At 35.9% G+C, this 20,159-nt stretch carries 18 protein-coding genes; 6 read left to right on the forward strand and 12 right to left on the reverse strand.

The window, feature by feature from the left end:
* Positions 1–11: 11 nt before the first annotated feature.
* The 3 genes from thrC to thrA are packed head-to-tail and all read right to left on the reverse strand — an operon-like array spanning position 12 to position 4,799.
* A complete protein-coding gene (thrC, locus tag G5B32_RS11610; RefSeq protein ID WP_165291698.1) occupies positions 12–1,319 on the reverse strand; it encodes a threonine synthase in 1,308 nt (435 codons plus the stop codon).
* A 6-nt stretch (positions 1,320–1,325) separates the two neighbouring features.
* Positions 1,326–2,324 carry a homoserine kinase gene (locus tag G5B32_RS11615; protein ID WP_165291714.1) on the reverse strand — a complete coding sequence of 333 codons (999 nt, stop codon included), beginning with the start codon at positions 2,322–2,324 and terminating at the stop codon, positions 1,326–1,328.
* Positions 2,325–2,348: 24 nt separating this feature from the next.
* Complete coding sequence (gene thrA / locus G5B32_RS11620) at positions 2,349–4,799, reverse strand: bifunctional aspartate kinase/homoserine dehydrogenase I (RefSeq protein ID WP_165291699.1); 2,451 nt, start codon at positions 4,797–4,799, stop codon at positions 2,349–2,351.
* 457 nt (positions 4,800–5,256) lie between these two features.
* Here thrA and G5B32_RS11625 point away from each other — a divergent pair, with 457 nt between their 5' ends.
* Together G5B32_RS11625 and G5B32_RS11630 are read left to right on the forward strand one after the other, a co-directional pair.
* A complete protein-coding gene (locus G5B32_RS11625) occupies positions 5,257–5,823 on the forward strand; it encodes a C40 family peptidase (RefSeq protein ID WP_165291700.1) in 567 nt (188 codons plus the stop codon).
* A gap of 87 nt (positions 5,824–5,910) precedes the next feature.
* The gene (locus G5B32_RS11630; RefSeq protein ID WP_165291701.1) at positions 5,911–6,426 is read left to right on the forward strand and encodes a phosphoribosyltransferase family protein; all 516 of its coding nucleotides are present in this window, start codon (positions 5,911–5,913) and stop codon (positions 6,424–6,426) included.
* A 29-nt stretch (positions 6,427–6,455) separates the two neighbouring features.
* On the opposite strand, the gene G5B32_RS11635 is transcribed toward G5B32_RS11630, so the two are convergent.
* The 5 genes from G5B32_RS11635 to G5B32_RS11655 all read right to left on the reverse strand — a co-directional run bounded on the left by G5B32_RS11635 (position 6,456) and on the right by G5B32_RS11655 (position 12,118).
* Entirely contained in the window at positions 6,456–7,892 is a 1,437-nt protein-coding gene (locus tag G5B32_RS11635) for a LysM peptidoglycan-binding domain-containing protein (RefSeq protein ID WP_165291702.1), read from the reverse strand.
* Positions 7,893–7,992: 100 nt separating this feature from the next.
* Positions 7,993–8,184 (reverse strand): twin-arginine translocase TatA/TatE family subunit, encoded by a 192-nt coding sequence (locus tag G5B32_RS11640; protein ID WP_165291703.1) that lies wholly within the window; start codon positions 8,182–8,184, stop codon positions 7,993–7,995.
* 75 nt (positions 8,185–8,259) lie between these two features.
* The gene (locus tag G5B32_RS11645) at positions 8,260–9,525 is read right to left on the reverse strand and encodes a murein hydrolase activator EnvC family protein (RefSeq protein ID WP_165291704.1); all 1,266 of its coding nucleotides are present in this window, start codon (positions 9,523–9,525) and stop codon (positions 8,260–8,262) included.
* A gap of 93 nt (positions 9,526–9,618) precedes the next feature.
* Entirely contained in the window at positions 9,619–10,398 is a 780-nt protein-coding gene (locus G5B32_RS11650) for a DUF4292 domain-containing protein (RefSeq protein WP_165291705.1), read from the reverse strand.
* Entirely contained in the window at positions 10,388–12,118 is a 1,731-nt protein-coding gene (locus tag G5B32_RS11655; RefSeq protein ID WP_165291706.1) for a tetratricopeptide repeat protein, read from the reverse strand. The genes G5B32_RS11650 and G5B32_RS11655 overlap by 11 nt, the downstream gene beginning before the upstream one ends.
* Positions 12,119–12,328: 210 nt before the next feature.
* On the opposite strand from G5B32_RS11655, the gene rplM reads away from it, so the two are divergent.
* From rplM to tsf, 4 genes are all read left to right on the forward strand, one after another.
* Entirely contained in the window at positions 12,329–12,772 is a 444-nt protein-coding gene (rplM, locus tag G5B32_RS11660; RefSeq protein ID WP_132777065.1) for a 50S ribosomal protein L13, read from the forward strand.
* Between the two features lie 11 nt (positions 12,773–12,783).
* Entirely contained in the window at positions 12,784–13,170 is a 387-nt protein-coding gene (rpsI, locus tag G5B32_RS11665) for a 30S ribosomal protein S9 (protein WP_165291707.1), read from the forward strand.
* A gap of 18 nt (positions 13,171–13,188) precedes the next feature.
* Positions 13,189–13,992 (forward strand): 30S ribosomal protein S2, encoded by an 804-nt coding sequence (gene rpsB / locus G5B32_RS11670; protein ID WP_165291708.1) that lies wholly within the window; start codon positions 13,189–13,191, stop codon positions 13,990–13,992.
* A 165-nt stretch (positions 13,993–14,157) separates the two neighbouring features.
* Positions 14,158–14,994, forward strand: coding sequence for a translation elongation factor Ts (gene tsf / locus G5B32_RS11675; RefSeq protein WP_165291709.1), 837 nt, complete (start codon positions 14,158–14,160; stop codon positions 14,992–14,994).
* A gap of 65 nt (positions 14,995–15,059) precedes the next feature.
* Here the strand turns inward: tsf and G5B32_RS11680 are convergent, their stop codons facing one another.
* From G5B32_RS11680 to G5B32_RS11695, 4 genes are all read right to left on the reverse strand, one after another.
* On the reverse strand, positions 15,060–15,824 hold the full coding sequence (locus tag G5B32_RS11680) for a hypothetical protein (protein ID WP_165291710.1): 765 nt from the start codon (positions 15,822–15,824) through the stop codon (positions 15,060–15,062).
* A 77-nt stretch (positions 15,825–15,901) separates the two neighbouring features.
* Entirely contained in the window at positions 15,902–16,912 is a 1,011-nt protein-coding gene (locus G5B32_RS11685) for a hypothetical protein (RefSeq protein ID WP_165291711.1), read from the reverse strand.
* 6 nt (positions 16,913–16,918) lie between these two features.
* Positions 16,919–17,233 (reverse strand): hypothetical protein, encoded by a 315-nt coding sequence (locus tag G5B32_RS11690; RefSeq protein WP_165291712.1) that lies wholly within the window; start codon positions 17,231–17,233, stop codon positions 16,919–16,921.
* 126 nt (positions 17,234–17,359) lie between these two features.
* Entirely contained in the window at positions 17,360–20,002 is a 2,643-nt protein-coding gene (locus tag G5B32_RS11695) for an alpha-L-rhamnosidase (RefSeq protein WP_165291713.1), read from the reverse strand.
* Between the last annotated feature and the right edge of the window lie 157 nt (positions 20,003–20,159).

Consider the following 20,159-nt stretch of genomic DNA (forward strand, 5'->3'; position numbering starts at 1 on the left):
TATTTTAATTTTTATTTATTCTTCAATAAATATTCTTTAAAATCTTCGTAGCTAACTGCTAAAGGATCTGCTAATTTTGGCTTTCCTGCCAATTCTTCAGCTCCTGCTGGATAAGTAACTTTTTCAAAAATATCTGCATCAATGCCATCAGGGAATTTGCATGGATGTGCTGTTGATAAAAATACCGAAGCATATTCTCCTGGATTTTCAGCTTTGTATGCTTGAGCTGCTAAATACGCAATTGCTGTGTGTGGGCATGCTACATAATTGTATTTCTCGAACAATTCACGCATAGCAACCTGAGTTTCTTCATCTGTATATGTAAATGAAGAAATAATGCTACGCAATTTGTCTAATTCATTATCAAATAAATCTTGAATACGTACCCAATTGCTTGGATTTCCTACATCCATTGCATTTGCTAAAGTCTGAACAGAAGGTTTTGGTTCGTAAGCTCCCGACTGTAAGAAGCGAGGAACAGTATCATTGACATTCGTTCCTGCGACAAAATGTTTTACAGGCAAGCCCATTTTGTAGGCTAATAAACCAGCCCCGATATTACCAAAGTTTCCGCTAGGAACAGTAAACACAACTTCGTTGACACCTTGTGCTTTTAACTGTGCATATGCCCAAAAGTAATAGAAAGTCTGAGGAATCAAACGCGCAATATTGATAGAATTAGCTGAAGTCAATCGCAATTCAGCATTCAACGAGGCATCGTTAAAAGCTTGCTTTACCAAAGCTTGACAGTCATCAAAAGTTCCATCCACCTCTAACGCACGGATATTTTGACCATTAGTTGTCAATTGCTCTTCTTGTACTTTAGAGACCTTTCCTTTGGGATACAAAATCGTCACGCGAGTGCCTTCCACGCTTAAGAAACCTAAAGCAACCGCACCACCTGTATCACCCGAAGTAGCAACCAACACATCCAACAATTTATCACCTTGTTTGGAGAAATAACCCATCACACGGCTCATAAAACGCGCTCCAAAATCTTTGAATGCATAAGAAGGTCCGTGAAATAATTCCAAAACTCCAGTCTCAGCATCTAAGAATTTCACAGGGGCATCAAAATTGATGGCATCTTCGACGATTTTCTTTAAATCTTCTTTCGGTATATCATCGCCAATCAAAGCAGAAGCTACTGTCAACGCAATTTCTTGCAAAGAATATTGCTGAATATTTTTGATAAATAAGGGATCTAAATTTGGGATAACCTCTGGCATATATAAGCCTTTGTCCTGAGGCAAGGAATTGAATACCGCATCCTGAAAAGATACACGTAAATCTTTATTATTTGTACTATATAGTTTCATAATTTGTTAGTCATTAAAGGATAATACTTTTGGACCTTCTACATTGACAGCCGAAACATATTTAAAGCTTTCGATGCCATTTGCAGAAAGATGATCTTGGATTTTCGTAGTTACCAATTCCGCTACTTCTGGCCCTTTCGAAACCGCTACAACCGATGGTCCTGAACCCGAAATACCAAAACTCAAGGCGCCATGTGCTAAAGCTATTTCTTTCATTGCATAAAATTCCGGAATCAAAATAGCGCGAGAAGGTTCAATAATAACGTCCTGCATACTTCTGCTGATTAAATCATAATCTTCTTGAAATAAACCAGCTATCAAACCGGCAATATTTCCCCATTGGGTTACCGCATCTTTCAAAAGAACTTTCTCCTTAATCAACTGACGCGCATCACGTGTAGGCACATCTACTTGTGGAAAGACAATACCAGCATAGAGTTCCTTAGGAACAGGAATTTTTACAATATCCAAATCCGCACCGCCACGAACTAATGTAATACCTCCCATCAAAGCAGGAGCTACATTGTCAGCATGTCCATGCCCACAAGCCAATCGTTCCCCTTCCACACAGTATGGCATTAACTCATCCTTAGTCAGTGGATTGTTAAGCAAAGCATTTATTGCAAACAAACCCGCCACCGTACTCGCTGAACTCGAACCTAATCCCGAACCAATGGGCATATGCTTGATTAATTCAATTTCTACCCCTATATCCTGCAAAATACCCAAATCATTCAATAGCATTTTCACGCAAGCGCTTACCGTATTTCGATCAGCATCAAGCGGCAATCTGCCTCCGTCCCCAACTATGGAACGAATACGAACACCAGGTTCGGCGACACGGTACATTTTAACTTCGTCACCAGGTTCATCAACCGCAAACCCTAATATATCGAAGCCGCATATCATATTAGCTACTGTTGCAGGTGCAAATACGCGAACCTTATCTAAGATTGTATTAAAATCTATCTTTTTGTCCTTTAAATTATGTTGATAAACAGGCATATTATCTGTTTTAGTTCTTTCCACTTATTTTGCTCCTACGTTTACCAAATCAGCAAACACACCTCCTGCGGTTACTTCCGCACCAGCTCCAGGACCTTTTACTACTAATGGGCGTTCTTTATAGCGTTCTGTTGTGAATGAGATAATATTATCACTTCCCGACAACGCATAGAATGGATGTGTCTCATCTACCATTTGCATAGAGATAGAAACTTTTCCATCCTCCAATTTACCAATGTAACGAATTACTTTATTTTCTGAAGCTGCTTTATCTTTTAGGTCATTGAAATATTGGTCAGCTTTTAACAATTCCGTATAGAATTCATCTACTGAAGCGGCCTGCAAACATGATTCTGGTAAGATAGCACCCAAATCAACATCAGAAGCTTCAATCACATGCCCTGCATCACGAGCTAAGATAAGCATCTTACGCATAAAATCTACACCTCCCAAATCATCGCGAGGATCTGGTTCTGTATAGCCTAAAGCTTGTGCATTTTTTACTACATCATAGAAAGAAGCATCTCCTACGAAATTGTTAAAGATATAAGAAATCGTACCAGAAAGGATAGCTTCTATTTTTATGATTCTGTCACCACTCAACATCAAATCTTTCAATACACGTACTATTGGTAAACCTGCTCCAACATTAGTTTCGTAGAAGAAATCTACACCGTGTTTACGTGCTGTGTCGCGCAACAATTTATAGTTAGCATATTCACCCGAATTGGCAATTTTATTACAAGTGACAATAGAAATATTAGATTTGAAAATATCCACATAATAGGTAGCAGGTAATTTGCTGGCTGTATTATCTATGAAGACTGCATTTGGCAAGTTCATGTTTTTCATGATCTCAACAAAGCTAGACAAATCCGCCACCTGACCTTTGCTATCCAATGCTTGAGCCCAAGAATCCAAATCAATTCCATTGGCATCAAAATACATTTTACGGGAATTAGCAACACCAACAACTTTGATTTCTAAATCATTTTTCTCTGATAAGAAATCATGCTGCTCAGCCAGCTGTCTAAATAAAGTAGAGCCGATATTACCAGTACCCAAGTTAAATACGTGCAGCGTTTTTTTCAATTCTGCAAAGAAAGCATCATGAACTGCATTCAAGGCTTTAGCCAAATCATCTTTTGAGATAATTACGGAGATGTTGAATTCAGAAGAACCTTGTGCTATTGCGCGTACATTAATACCATTACGTCCTAACGCAGCGAACAAACGTCCTGACATACCAGGTGTACGTTTCATATTTTCACCTACGATTGCCAATACCGAAAGATTCGTTTCTACTTCTGGCATTACCAATTTATTGGCTTCCAATTCCAATTCGAATTCCGAAGAAATCAACTTCAGTGCTCTTTCTGCATCGCTAGGATTTACTGCAAACGTAATACTATGTTCGGATGAAGACTGCGTTATTAACACCACATTGATCTGCTCGCGAGCTAATAAAGTAAATAAACGGCCTGAAAATCCTGATTTGCCAATCATTCCAGAACCTGAAAGATTGATGATAGAAATATCAGAGATGGACGAAATACCTTTAATTGGATATTGTGTACAATCTGATTCGAACTGAATAATCGTACCTGGAAATTCTGGTTCAAAAGTATTGCGAATCGCAATAGGAATACGTTTCAAAAATGCCGGGATCATCGTCGGTGGGTAGATTACTTTCGCGCCGAAATAGGACAATTCCATCGCCTCTGTATAAGATAATACAGGCAGAGAGAATGCTTTTTTCACTATCCGTGGATCCGCCGTCAACATACCATTTACATCGGTCCATATCTCGATTACCGAAGCATTCAATACCGATCCAAAAATTGCAGCAGTATAATCCGAACCTCCACGGCCTAAGGTAGTCACACGACCAGCTTCATTTGATCCAATGAAACCCGTCACAAACATCAATTTATCTGCATGCGAATGATTCAAAGAATTGATCAACGAATTGGTTAATTCTTCATTCAAATGCGCATTTCCAAAATTTGAATCTGTTTTCACATAATGTGATGCATCTACGTATATAGCTTCGGGAATGTATTGTTCCATGATTTTAGAAACCATATAGTTGGAGAAGCGCTCACCAAATGAAATAATCAAATCTTTACTTTGCAAGCTTAACTCCTTCAACGCATAAACACCTTGCAAAATTTCTTCTAACTCATTAAGCATCAACTTCAGTTTGGTGAAAACTGGATTTTGATACTTAATTGCAATAAGTTGTTTTACAACTTCGAAGTGCTTTTCCTCTAACAATTTAATGTCTTCGGTGAAAGATTTGCGGTCAGCAGCATTTTCAGCCATTTTTGTCAATAAGTTGGTCACTCCAGACATTGCTGATAATACCACCAAAGGCTTTTCTCCCTTTTCATAAGAAGACTTTACAATCTCTAATACAGATTTGATACTTTCTACTGTTCCTACAGATGTTCCGCCAAATTTTAGAACTTTCATTGGGTTTATTTAATATATGTTTAGTTTGTTATAATAGTCTACCAACAAAAAAAGCCCTCCTCTCTTTCGGAGGAAGGCTTCTTTATATTTACACTCAATTGTACACACAAGTTACTTCCTCCGAGAATATCCCCCCGTAGTAATAATAATTGTTGAAATAATTGAGTTATTAATTTTCATATTTTTTAAATCTGCGTCTAAGATAGAATTATTTTGACATTAAAATCAAATTTATTTTAAAAAAATCACAAAAACCGCTGTTACAATCGATAGAAGCGCATCTATCTTTGCGTATTTATACTCTATACCAGGTACTTATATCTTAAAAAGTGTTAAGAAACTGTTAAAAATACTTAAATTTGTTTGGATAGTACGCACGTATCTATTATCTTCGTATTATCTGCTCCCTGGAAAAGAGTAGATCGAAGGAAAGTTGTAAATAAAAAAAAGCGATTTAATGAACACAAAAAAACTAATAGCGTCAATGCTATTTATAGGCTTTTGTCTAGTGTCGCAAGCACAAACTACCAAAAAGAACAATGAGCAAGATAACCTTGCTAAAGAGTATTTCTCGCAAATCATGGGCGTAGCGGTAAATGCTACAACTAATACAAAACTTTATCAATTTGTATATGATTGGTTAGGCACACCTTACAGATTAGGTGGTGACTCTAAAAGAGGAATTGACTGTTCTAAATTCTCCCTTGCAGTTTACGAAAATGTATTTAATACAACCATTGGTTTTAACAGCAGAAATCAATATGCTAACGTAACACCTGTTAGCCGTAAAGATTTACAAGCAGGAGATTTGGTATTTTTCAAAATCAGAAGCAAAAACATTACACACGTAGGTGTATATCTTGGTGATGATAAATTTGCGCACGCCTCTTCAAGTAAAGGCGTAATGGTAAGTAATCTTAACGAAGCGTATTGGAAACGTTATTATTATAATGGCGGACGCCCAAAACCAGAAGATTCGCACACTATGACTGCTGATGCGTCATCTTTTAAAGAAGATAAATAATTAGCAAAAATTAACTATATTAGAAAGTCCGAATGATACTACGCATTCGGACTTTTTATTTATTTTTGTTCCATCAGATTTGAATTTATGTCAACAAAAAGAACCCTTATACTTAATAAAGAACAAATACTTCAAAAGTCAAAGCGTATTGCTTATCAAATCTTAGAAGATAATTTCGACGAAAGTCATATTGTATTGGTCGGTATTGCAGATAGAGGATATGTATTTGCTCAACGCCTACAAAAAATCCTACAAGGCTTCGCTCCAGACAAAGAGATTGAATTGGTAAAAGTCTCAATTAATAAAGTAAAAAGATCATTAGAAGCTTCCACAGACTTACCTATTGAAACCGCTAAAGACAAGGCTGTAATTGTCGTAGACGATGTATTGAATAGCGGAAGAACGTTAGCTTATGCTTTGGGCGCTTTCATAAATGTACCATTAAAGAAAATGCGCACTGCAGTATTGATTGATCGCAGTCACCCACAATTCCCTGTACACAGCGATTTCTATGGTCAGAAGCTTTCGACTATTTTGAAAGAAAATGTAGAAGTGTATTTAGAAGAATTCGATAAACAAGAAGATGCTGCATGGTTAGCATAATAAATTAAGAAAGGGTTAATCAACAACGATTAACCCTTTCTTATTTTTAGCTTCATTCCTGGTTTAATTACCGAATTTTTCAAAGCATTATCTTCTTTTATCTTAGAGACTGTACTCCCTTCAAATTTTCTAGCTATGCGATCCAAAGAATCACCTTTTTGCACCACATAATAGGCAGTACGTGATTTTTCCGTTTTCACTATGCTTTTAGATACATTCTTCGCTAAAGTAGAATTAATGGGTTGAGCGACTACCAAAGAGCGACCAACAACCAAACTGTTGTTTTTTAAACCATTCCACGCCTTTAAATTCTGGACAGTTACACCAAATTTCTTGGACAAACTTGACAATGTTTCACCTTTACGTACTTTGTACTTTTGAGAAACATTAGCTAATTGCATTTCAGGTTCCTCTTTGATTGCCAATTGAATAGAAGATGGCGCATGTAATGCTACATACAATAAACTATCATTCAGTTGAGGAGTAACTGGAATAAACAACCGTTTTGGCTTATCTACTGTACCATTAATGACATCTTTTTTATATGCTGGATTGTAATGTTTAATATGGGAAACTTCCACATTAACAGCTTCTGCAATATGTCGCATATTTACAGCTTTATCCACCATAACCACCCTAGTTTCAAAATCCAATTCCGTCTTCGCTGGCTCAATACCCAAAGTTGACGCATTACTCAGTACATAGGTCATTGCTACATATTTTGGGATATAGTTTTGGGTTTCTTTTGGTAAATAAGGTGACAATTCCCAAAATGTAGGATTTGTCATACCCGAACGTTGAATAGCGCGTTGCACACAGCCACGACCGCAGTTATAGGATGCTAATGCCAATAACCAATCATTGAATTGATTGTAGGATTCTTTCAAATATTTGGAAACAGCATAAGTAGCGGAATAAATATCCTTACGTTCATCTATATGCGAATTCATATCCAGATCATAAATGCGCGCCGTGGTATAAATGAACTGCCACGGCCCTACAGCCCCTGCAGACGAAACCAAATGAGGGTTCAATGAAGACTCCACTAAAGATAAATACTTCACTTCTTCAGGAATACCCATCTCGCCTAATATCTGATCATAGACCTTAAAATAGTGCTTGCTTAAACCAAGCATACGATTCATATAAGGTCTATAATTCGAAGACACGTATTTGTCAATAAAGAATTTTACTTGAGAATTGTAATCTAAGGGAATAGTCTTTACAGAAGCTTTCATGCGACGTAATGTATTTGCATCCTCTATGGATACATCCACTTTGACATCTACATTTTTCTTAATAGAATCTAATTCAACTAATAAGGCTTTATGCTCATCCATCGAGGTCGCAAAAGTTGTTTGATTATAATAATCGTCTCCGATAAGATCCTTGTAAGCGGTTTGAGCTTTAGTTATGTGTACACTGATTATGGTAGTTAATAATACGGTGTATAATGATTTTTTCATATTGTGCTAGTTTTTGGATACTAGTTGGCAATATTTAGCCAATATTGGCAAAAACACAAAGATTACATTTTTCTCGAAATGTAATCTTTGCTATTATTTTTTATTGATTATTTGTTTTTTCGTTTGTTTTGTCAGCTGGATCTTCGCGTTGTCCATCCTTAAATTCTTTCACACCTCTACCAAGACCGCGCATTAGTTCAGGAATTTTTTTACCCCCAAATAATAAAAGAACTAAAATCACGATAATGATGATTTCTTGTGTTCCTATGAATAATAAATTAGATGTATACATTTTATGTTCTTTCTTTAATTACTTATCAAATCTCTATTTTACAAATATATAGAATTAATTGTTATCCTAATGTAACTATCTTGCTAACCAAGGTGCTGGGTTAAAATCGTTAGCTCCTTGTGAAATACCGAAACTTACAATCGGTACACCGCTCTCTAAATCACGTCCTGCGGTACCAATAGTCTGACCACGACTTACCTTCTGACCACGTCTTACCGAGACAGAGCCTAAATTTGAATAGAATGTAAAATACTCCCCGTGTTTAATAACAATAACTTCTGGTAATGATGTAATAACCTCTCCGTCAAATACAGCTTTCACCGCTGCACCTTCGGTAGTCCTGATGGTAATATCAGGCTCTGATGTTGTTACGCCTTCGTTTGAAGACAAACCGTAATTACGGATAATAGTTCCTTGAGCAACCGGCCACGGTAGACGTCCTCTATTTGATTTGAAATCGGCAGACAAACGTGCAGCTTCTGGTGTAGAGCGTAGAATCTCACTATCCGTTTTCTTAGGTGTTGCTTTTTCTACTTCAGCCACTGATTTACCAGTACGTTTAGCTTCAGCTTCCGCAAGGCGTTTACGCTCTGCCTCTTCTCTACGTCTTTGTTCAGCTATTTCTCTATTGATTGCAGCACGTATCATAGCTTCCATCTTTTTCTTCTCTTGCTGCTTTTTAGTCAATTGACTTTTGAATGAACGCTCTTGCTTCACAATGCTATTCAGCTGCGATTGATGCTGTGAGCGGTCTTTACGAATGATATCCCTTTCTTTTTGTTGATCCGCCAATAGAACACGTTGAGTATTTCTATCCGCTTCCATCTGCGCAATCTTCAGCTCAATATCTTTCTTCACTTTTTCGATCTCGGCAGCTTTGGTTTTACGCGCGTCGGAGAACTGTTGCAAATATTTAATACGTTTGAAAGCTTGGTTGAAATCCTTAGAAGCAAAAATGAACATCATTTTGTTGTATCCATTTTTGTTACGAAAAGCGAACATGATCATTTTTTCATAATCTTTACGCATTTTCTCCAATTCGGCTTTTAGTTCATTTACAGACTTAGTATTTTGATTAATTTGATAAGTCAGACTATTAACCGTTCTGCTGATTACCGTAATTTTTTCTTCCCTCAGGTTTAACTGTTTGCTTAAAGCTGTCACTTCTTTCTGTGACAATAGTTTTTCCTTAGTCTTAGCCAATAATTCTTTGTTCAAACTAGCAATTTCGGAATTGATTTTTTCTAATTGCTTCTTTAATTGCGCACTGCTTTGACCAAATGACAGTTGGCTACAAAAGAAAATAAAAAATATGCTTAATAGTATTTGTCTAAAATTCATGAAAATGAGCTCAGCTTTCTCGTATTTGTACAACTTCCAAAAATAGTGATATCTAACTGACTTGCCTAATAAAAAGATTTATTTAACACGTCATTAATCCAAAACTTTATATTTAGCAGGTACCGTAAAAGGCATTTCCAATTCTTGATTAAAATCAATTTTATTGTAATTCAACACAGCAGTAACATTAATATTCGAAGTATTAAGTTTTATATTTTGATTTTGCGGAAAATTATAACCTGTTACGTCATTGAAAGAACTGTAATAAGCTTCTAAACTATTGCTACTTCCTACAGGCGTCAGGCGAATTACTTTCGGACGATATTTGTTATTCAAGCTGTATTGAAATGAAACATCATCTCTCACGCCTACGATCTGCACATCTTCCGTCGCCTGAGCAACGGTCAATTTATCTGTGCGCAACAAATCCGAAGACACATTTGCAATAAGCAAATCTTGTAAAACCCCAAAAGTCACACCAGCACCAGTATAGCGATGAATATAATTGAAAGGTTTCGCAATGTATTCACCTTGTAATTTATTCATAATCTTAACACTGTCAGGTGTTATTAGAACGCGTACTCCTTCCACATTCAAAAATGTAGCTGTCACGGAAATCCATATTGCTTTATTACGCTGAATACGCACATGCATCGTGACATCCTGATTTTCATCGCCTAATTCTACCCTTGCTTTAGCTCTTCCCGAGAAGCTATGATAATCCAAATTATTGATGAGATAATCTGCATTTTTATCAGAAGAGTTAACTGTATTTACCGCTGTATCAGAAGGCAATTTAGCTGTCTGTTTGCGTGTCCCACAACTAGTCAAAATCGCCAATCCCAATGTTATAGTTAATATTTTATTCCACATATTTTTTCTCTTTTATCTTTTGTTGAATCTTCGCAAAACTTCCTTTTGATTCGGATTTAATCTCTATATCTAATGCTTTTTGCCATTGTACAAGAGCATCCTTTTCACGATTCAACTTACTCAAAATATCACCATAATGTTCTAACAATACAGCAGATGTTTTATTTAATTTTACCGCTTCTTCTATCCATTTCAACGCTTCTTGGTATTCTCCTTGTTGGAATAAAACCCAAGCATAGGTATCCATATATGTTGCAGAATTAGGTTCAATTTCAATTGATCTTTTAGAAAAATCAGCAGCTTTTTCCAAATCCTTTTTGCGTACCGCCAAATAATAAGCATAATTATTCAAAGCCGACACGTTCAGACTATCTAAAGCTATAGCTTCATCGTACGCTGCATCAGACATGTTTTCCATTTTTAATTCATGGTATAAATCACCTAATGAGCCATAAATCAATGAGCGCAAATAATTATTTTCATTTTCAGAATAGTTTAAAGCTGTTTCGAGCATACCCTTACTCGACTCGTAATCTTGCTTTCCAGCAAATCCTAAACTGGTGAAATACAATAATTGAGGATTATTAGGATTATATTTTAAACCTTCTAAGCCATGTTTGATTGCTTCATCTGCCTGTCCTAATCCTAAATCTGTATTGATGACTAATCGCCAAGCATTGATATAACGTGGATTAGAAGAAACTACATTTAAAAACACCGATCTCGCTTCAGCAGCATTTCCACCTTTCCAAAGCAACTCACCTTTCAAAATCTGTCCTTCTAATATATCGGGATGACGCGCTACTAATGAATTAGCTAAGAGTTGCATCTTGTCATCAGACAATATTTGCTCTTCATTCATCAGTCCCATTATAAACTTATATTTATCCCAAAAAACAACTTCAGAAGCATCGAAAGCTATCTTTAAAGCTGTATACATAGGCTCTGTCTTCCCCATGTTTTTATAAGTGTCCGCCAAGTCCAGATAAAGGCTTTTATCATTAGTACGTTTGATTCCGCGTTCGATAACCGCTAATGCTTCTTTAGGTTTATTTTCATTAGCATGTATATAACCTAAATAACCGTACACATCAGGAATCATTGTCTTACCATCTAACTTTGTTAATATTTTCTTAGCAGAAGTAAAGTCTTTCGAATTAATATATACTTCCGACATGACCAAATGCAAAGTATCTGAGGGATTCGCTGAGGTTAATTTCCCATATAATTTCTGTGCTTGATCCAATTGTTTATTTTCCGCATATAAAATCAACAATTCACGGTTCAAACCTTCGTGTTCAGGATATTTCACTTTTAAGTCTTGAAGTAATTCAATTCCTTTAGCCAGATCTTTTTTTGATTTATATAACTCTAAAAGATGATTTGCGTAAAACATATGTTTACTTTTATCATACGCTAATGCCGCATTTTGCACCGCTTCATCATAGTTTCCCCTCTGCCCAAGAATCAAAGATTTTGCATAATAAATATCAGCTACCTCAGGATATTTAGCTGTAATATCATCTAATAGTTGTAATCCTTCTTGAAATCTACCTTCTCTTAATTTTGCTTCTACCGCTTTTAATTCTTCACGATATGCTACTTCTGACTCCGTCTGTGCCTGTACTATTAATGTTGTACAAATGCAAACAAGCAGCATCAAGTATTTTCGAAAGCTATATATTAATTGTTTATTCATCATAAAATAATAAAAATTCATCGTGTTCTCGCTAAACATACTAATGTAGCATTCTAGTCTTACAAAAGAGTAAATTCTAAACTATAAGTTTAAATGCTAAAAACTTAAAAAAAGTTAAAAAATATTTTAGTGTAAAGATGTTTTATAATTGAAAATAAAATTATTACCTTTGCAGTCCGATTGTAGTGATTACAATCATTAAAACATTATTAATTAATTAAATAAAAGCAAGTGAATACGTTAAGTTACAAAACTGTCTCTGCCAACAAAAACACCGTTAACAAAGAATGGATCGTTGTTGACGCTGAAGGCGAGATCTTGGGACGCTTGGCAAGCGAAATTGCAAAAGTAATTCGTGGAAAACACAAGCCAACATTTACCCCACACGTAGACTGCGGAGATAACGTGATCGTTATTAATGCAGACAAGGTTAAGTTGACTGGAAACAAATTAGGCGACAAAACATATGTTCGCTATACAGGCTACCCAGGTGGTCAAAGATTTGTATCTCCAAAAGAATTATTGGCTAAACACCCTGAGCGCATCATCGAAAAAGCGGTACGTGGTATGTTACCTAAAAACCGTTTAGGTCGTCAGTTATTCAAAAACCTTTTTGTTTATGCTGGTACTGAGCACAAACACGAAGCGCAAAATCCAAAACCAGTTAAATTTTAAGGAGAACAAACATGTCAACAACTAACACTTCAGGAAGAAGAAAAACTGCTGTTGCTCGTATCTACTTAGGAGCAGGTAGCGGAAACATTACCGTAAACGGTAAAGACTACAAAGAATATTTCCCAACATTGCCATTGCAATACATCGCTACTCAATCTTTATTAGTAGCGGAGTCATTAGCAAATTTTGATGTGAAAGTTAACGTTCAAGGTGGTGGAGTTAAAGGTCAAGCAGAAGCTGTGCGTTTAGCAATCGCTAAAGCATTAGTAGAGCTTAACCCAGAAGTAAAACCAGCTTTACGTGCTAAAGGTTTAATGACTCGTGATGACCGTATGGTTGAGCGTAAAAAACCAGGACGTCGTAAAGCACGTAGAAGATTCCAATTCAGTAAACGTTAATCAAAGGAGGAACACAAAATGGCAAGAACTACTTATCAAGATTTATTGGATGCAGGTGTTCACTTCGGTCACCTTACTCGTAAATGGGATCCGAAAATGGCTAAGTACATTTTCATGGAACGCAACGGTATCCACATCATTGACTTGAACAAAACTCTTACGAAATTAGAAGAAGCTGCTTCAGCTATCAAACAAATCGTAAAATCGGGTCGCAAAGTTTTATTCGTAGCTACGAAAAAACAAGCTAAAGAAATCATCGCTCAACAAGCTAAGGCTGTTAACATGCCTTACGTTACTGAACGTTGGTTAGGTGGTATGCTTACAAACTTCGCAACAGTTCGTAAGTCTATCAAAAAAATGTCTAACATTGACAAAATGCAAAAAGATGGTACATTCGATGTATTATCTAAAAAAGAAAAATTGATGATTCAACGTGAGCGCGTTAAGTTAGAAGCACTTTTGGGTGGTATCGCTGACTTAAACCGTTTGCCAGCTGCTTTATTCATCATCGATGTGAAAAAAGAACACATCGCTGTGGCTGAAGCTATCAAATTGAACATCCCTACTTTTGCAATGGTAGATACAAACTCTGATCCTACTAACATCGACTTCCCTATCCCAGCTAATGATGATGCTACTAAATCTATTAGCCTTATCGCTGGTATCATAGGTCAAGCGATCGTAGAAGGTTTAGAGGAGCGTAAACGCGACAAAGAAGAAGATGCGGAAAAAGAAGCTGCTGCTGCTAAAGCTGCAGTAGATAATGGAGATGCTGATGCAACTTCAGGAAAACGCACTCGTAAAGCAAAAGACGTAGAATAATATTCTATATATAAAGCCGGATAGACAAGTGTAGGTTTCTGGAAGTTTGCTTCCTTACCCACGCACGTCTTTCCGGTTTTTTTGTTAAAAAGAACCAAAAAACTTAACAATAGCTCATCGCTTTGTTAATGACAACATTGTAATTTTATTAAAAAAGAAAATATCATGTCAGTACAAATTTCTGCATCAGATGTAAACAAATTGCGTCAACAAACAGGCGCAGGTATGATGGATTGTAAAAAAGCTTTAGTAGAATCTAACGGAGACTTCGAAGCTGCTGTTGACTACTTACGTAAAAAAGGTGCTAAAGTAGCTGCTAGCCGTCAAGACCGTGATTCTAACGAAGGTGTTATCATCGCTAAAGCTTCAGCTGATGGTAAAACTGGTATCGTAGTAGAAGTAAACTGTGAAACTGACTTCGTAGCTAAAAACGCTGATTTCGTAGCTTTCGCTGACAAAATCGCTGAAGTAGCTTTAACTAGCACTCCTGCTTCTTTAGAAGAATTAAAAGCTTTAACAGTTGATGGTAAAGTAATTTCAGAAGCATTAATCGAGCAAACTGGTGTTATCGGTGAGAAAATCGATGTTTCTAAATACGAAATCGTAACTGGTGAGAAAGTTGTTGCTTACATTCACGGTAATTACCGTTTAGGTGTATTAGTAGGTCTTTCTGCTGCTGTAGAAGGTGCTGAAGAAGCTGGTAAAGACGTAGCAATGCAAATCGCTGCGATGAACCCAATCGCTATCGATAAAGATGGTGTTGATCAACACACTATCGAGCGTGAAATCGCTATCGCTAAAGAACAAATCATCGCTGAAGGTAAACCAGCTGAAATGGCTGAGAAAATTGCTCAAGGTAAATTGAACAAATTCTTCAAAGATACTACTTTATTGAACCAAGAGTTCGTTAAAGATTCTTCTAAAAATATCGCTCAATTCTTAGATTCAGTATCTAAAGGATTAACTGTTACTGCTTTCAAACGCGTACAATTAGGAGCATAATTTTAGTATTAAGTACTAAATTTAGATATAGAAAAGCCTTGCTTAGATGATAAGCAAGGCTTTTGTCATTTTAAGATTTGTCTACTTTCCTTTGATAAATAAACTCCATTACGAATTACGACACCAACAGTCATTTTCACATTTATAGGATATCCGAGTATTTTATATGGCTTCGTTGACTTTGTAAGTAAGATTCTTTTAATCTCAACGATAAGGTCTTTATATACATCTTTTCCCCAAGAATTATACTCAACAGATCTTACTGCCCCATTCCTATCTATAATTACATCAAAAAATAACTTGGGAATCCCCGACTTGTGGATTGCTGTATTTCTAGTGAAATTTATGGCATCTATTACAAGACTTTGATCTACACTTGAAGATGAATATGTTTGATCCACCAAAAATTTATCTTTTGGTAAAACAATAGTAACTGTATCCAAAAAGACTGATACTGCTTGCCAAAATTTTAATGAATCTATCCGCTCACTATTATTGTTATGATACTGTATAATTTCGCTTAGATTTTCTACTAGCCTATCGTGTACTACATAATCCTTCAGTAATAAATTATCGGAAATATAAATTTCACAGTTAGGAATCTCTTTGCCTACTGGGTTTAAAACACATTTTCTAATAAGACCTACATTTGCATGAAATTCATACAAAATCATTGAACTATCTTTTGAAATTAAACGTATAAATTCATTTCCTGTTGAAAAATAAAATTGAAGATCTGAAACATGACTATCATTATTTGTAATCGATTTATTATCCATATTACATGATAATAGTAGAGGAATAAATAATACTAAAATTAATATTCTCATATTTTATAGAATTGATTAAATAGATGATGCCATCCGTAATCAGATTCCATAACAATTACATAATTACAGAGGAAACACTACCGCTTCCATTGAATTCTTGGAAATGGATCGAAAACAAGCCCGGTAAACAATTGGAATCCGCTATCCACGAAGCGATAATTGTAATTATCGTGACCATATATTCCAGAAACATATAAACCGAGATTATTGTGGAAATACACTGTCCCTGTTAAATCTGTCCGGAAAGGATTAACATATGAATGAGGTTTATGGATTAAATTGAAATTTAAAGCTACTTGATAACGATCAAAACTCCAATCTGACATTTCATCTTCATCTTTATTAAACATCTTCATAAAATCACCACCCAATTTGAAGCGATTTTTTCCATATATTTTGATGTCATTTTCTGTGTAACCTCCAATATCGGGAAGTATCCACAATATTCGATCATGAAAACGATTGTATCCAAATTGTACAGAGAAAGAAGATTTAGGCCTATTATTACCCGTCAATTCGCCCAAAGCCTGTATGTATTTGACATTTAATTCCGTAAAATTAGTGGAGAAATTCCCACTGTAACGATTAATCATAGCAGATAAGTCGGAATCCTTATTTATCTTATCATATAAGGCTTCTGCTTCCGGAGTACCATCTGCCAAATTAGGATCAAAAGCACTTCGATCCTGACCATTTGAATAATGTCCAGATTCAACAGCTAAAGCTACAAAAGCATTATTTATAGACTTCAGTCGTCGAAGTTGCTGATAAGCGATTCCAATATGGTATGAAGGCATACGCACAGGTTTGCTATTGTCATGATACATCCGTATTTGTGGCTTGAAATGAAGATATAAGGCCGAAGTTTTATTCTTATCGTTTTCTAAATCTTCCTGTATAGTATTAAAGAATGCCAATCGAACTATTGGATTCGCCTCAAACAATATTTTTTCTATCTCCGGAACCATGCTCGTCTTATAGCCGACATTAGCACTCTCTCCAATTGGATAGACATTCCGAAGAACGCCTTGTGCTTTGGTATTCAAAATACTGGAGATAAACACAATTACCAAAAGTAACTTTTTCATAGCCAATTAATTTTCTTCTACAATCTCTTTAATTTTTTCAAAATCATGATCAGAAAGCCCATTTACCAGAGCTTTCGATCCTGATTTCCGATTAACAAATACAAGAAGATAATTAATGCCTTCTGACTTTAATTCTTTATCAAAATCATCTCGAAATTTATTATCACAACTTATTAAAAAAGTTCCAGCAACTTCAACATACATCATCTCGTACATAGCAAGAAAACTACGGATGTATGCAAGGTGTAGGGATGTGACATCTATTGTTGCCAAAAACAAATACTTCGTTTTGACAGCTTGGTTGGTCTGTTTTTTACTCATAACAAATAATTAGTTAGTGTGGTTAATTGTACTAGAGAAGTACAATTACCTATACACAACACAAACTATATAGAAAATTGTTTTAAGTAAAACAAAAAAAAATAAATTTTAATGTAGTTTAAAAATTTATTTCAACTTTAATTTCAATTGATGCATTCCAGCTTCCAACTTAATTTCTCTTTCACCTTCTATATTATTGGGTGCATAAAAAGTTGCAGATGAATTGGCAGGAATGGTGATATCGTAAGTAATAGATTTTTTGTTTTTCCTCCAATTAGAAATAATCTTCCCATAAGGCGACTCATGAAACACTTTCGAATGTTCTAATCCTTTTGGAAAAATAGGTTTCAATAAAATATGTTTAAATCCTGGTTGCGTAGGATCTGGAAGAATACCACCAATAGATTTAAAGAACCACCCTCCTATTTCACCAAACATCATGTGGTTGTCCGAAATATCTCTTTTGGCATCTAAATCCCAATTTTCTAACAAGGTAGTCGCTCCATTAACAGCCCACCATCCCCACGAAGGATAGGTATTTTGTACCGCAACTTTATAAGCGGATTCACTATAACCATTATTGTTTAAAGCGTTAAGTAATGCCTTTGCTCCTAATACCCCAACATCCAAATGGAAATTCGTTTCAACTACCTTTCTATTGAGATTAGCAGCAACTTTACTAATCATGTCAACAGGTACTACGCCCCAGTGTAATGGCACACTCAATTCTGTCTGTGTTCCAGATGCATAGACACCTGTTTGTCTATTTAAGAATTTGTCATTTATAGCCTTTTTGATCTTCTCAGATAAGGCATAATAACGTTGATAATCTTCCTCCTTATCAAATAATTTAGCTGCTTCTGCCAAAATCTTAGCATCTACATAAAAATAAACCGAAGAAGTTAGTTCTAAATTAGAAGTGGACTTTACAGGCACCCAATCACCGCGTCCAAAGGTTGTTAAGCCTTTCACACTTATTCCTTCTACATAATCTACATATCGCTTAATATTCTCATAACAATCTTGCAACAACTTACTATCCCCATAAAACTGATAAATTTCCCATGGAATAATAGCAATGGTACTGGTCCAATCCAAACCGTTAGCAGCACCGTATCCCCAACCACCTGTTGGAATAATATCAGGCAATACGCCATTTGGTTGCTGTTCATCACGGTGATCAGCTAACCATTTTTCATAAACTGTAATACCATCGTAGTTGTAAAGAGCTGTTTCTATAGCCAAATGTCCATCTCCTGTCCAACCATTCTTTTCACGCTGTGGACAATCAGTAGGATAACCCATTAAATTGGATAAATAGGCATTATTGGTGATGCGCCAAAGATCATTTATAAGCGAATAAGAAGTATTTACATTTCCTTTGGGAAGAACATCACTATGGACAAAATAAGCAGTAAGACTGGATTCATCGATTTCTATAGGCTCGCTACTGGTAACCTCAACATACCTAAAACCTTTGTAATTAAACTTGGGCATAAATTCATCTTCTTTAGTACCGCTTAGTATTAAGATGTCAGTCTGGAAAGGATCTTTTTCTTTATCACCTAAATAGTAGACATCTATATTAGAAAGGTCCAAACGACCATTTTTATCAAGACGCTCACTATGCGTTATATGAAGCTCTGTTCCTGATTTACCCTTTACTTTTATTTTGGTGACCCCAGCCATATTTTGCCCCATATCGTAGATGTATGTAAAAACATCAATTTTTCTAAAGCTTATAGGTTTATATTCTTTTACCAATCGAATAGGGGCTATTTGTTGGGCTACTATATTACCAGAAGGCACACTTCTGTACCGAACTCCTTCCCATTTCGAATCATCGAAGTCCGGCAGATCCCAACCTTTCTGTTCAAGCCGTGCGTCATAATGTTCTCCTGTATAAATACTATTAGAAATAATCGGACCAGAGGAAGTTTTCCAATCACGTTCGGTAACTAATGTTTCTATTGTACCATCTTCATATTGAATACGCAGATCCATAGCAAAAGTAGGTCTTCCACGCCAAGGTGCTTGGTGAAAATCCCAAACCGCCAAAGGTTGATGATTATACCATCCATTTCCTAATACTACCCCAACAGCATTTTTTCCAGATTGTAGATGAGCCGTAACATCATGCGTCACATACAATGTTCTTCTGTCAAATCGCGTATACATTGGATCTAAAAAATGATCTCCTACACGCTTTCCATTGATTGACAGTTCATACAATCCAGCTACAGCTATATATGCCCGAGCAGATTTAATCTTTTTACTCGTTGAAAATTCCTTTCTAAAATAAGGCGCAGGTCGATGATGAATATCTTTGTGATCACTAATCCAGCTTCCCTTCCAGTTGTTCATTCCCATCATTCCTTTTTCAAATGAAGCGATTTCTGAACTGTGAGCTACTTGGTCTTTATCCCAAACTATAACTTTCCAATAGTAGTGTGTTAGAGCCTCTAATTTTTTGCCTGAATATGAAACTAATATAGCGGATTGGTTTATTTTCCCACTATCCCAATAATCAGCAATACCTTGAGTCAAAGCGCTTGAATCTATGCTAACTAATATTTGATAAGCCTTCTGAATAGCACCGTTTCTATTGTCTTGTATTTTCCACGAAAATCTCGGGTTCATAGCATCAATTCCTATTGGATTTGTAAGATGTTCGACTTTTAAATCAATTGGCTTACCATTAGTTTGAATGATACTTGCTCCAAGATTGAAGCTAACTAGAAAAAGTAGTATAGATAACAGTGTTTTCATAACCAGGTATGGATTAGCAATTAAGCCTCGGATAGAAAGATCTTCAAAAACTTAACCATCAGAAAGATAAGGATTTTTACGCATCGATATTTAATATTTTTGTATCAATATAATGTCTTTAAATCTCATACGTATAAAGTAAGAGTAAAGCATATAA

This window comes from Sphingobacterium sp. SGL-16 (assembly GCF_011043515.1).
GTDB classification, from domain to species: domain Bacteria; phylum Bacteroidota; class Bacteroidia; order Sphingobacteriales; family Sphingobacteriaceae; genus Sphingobacterium; species Sphingobacterium litopenaei.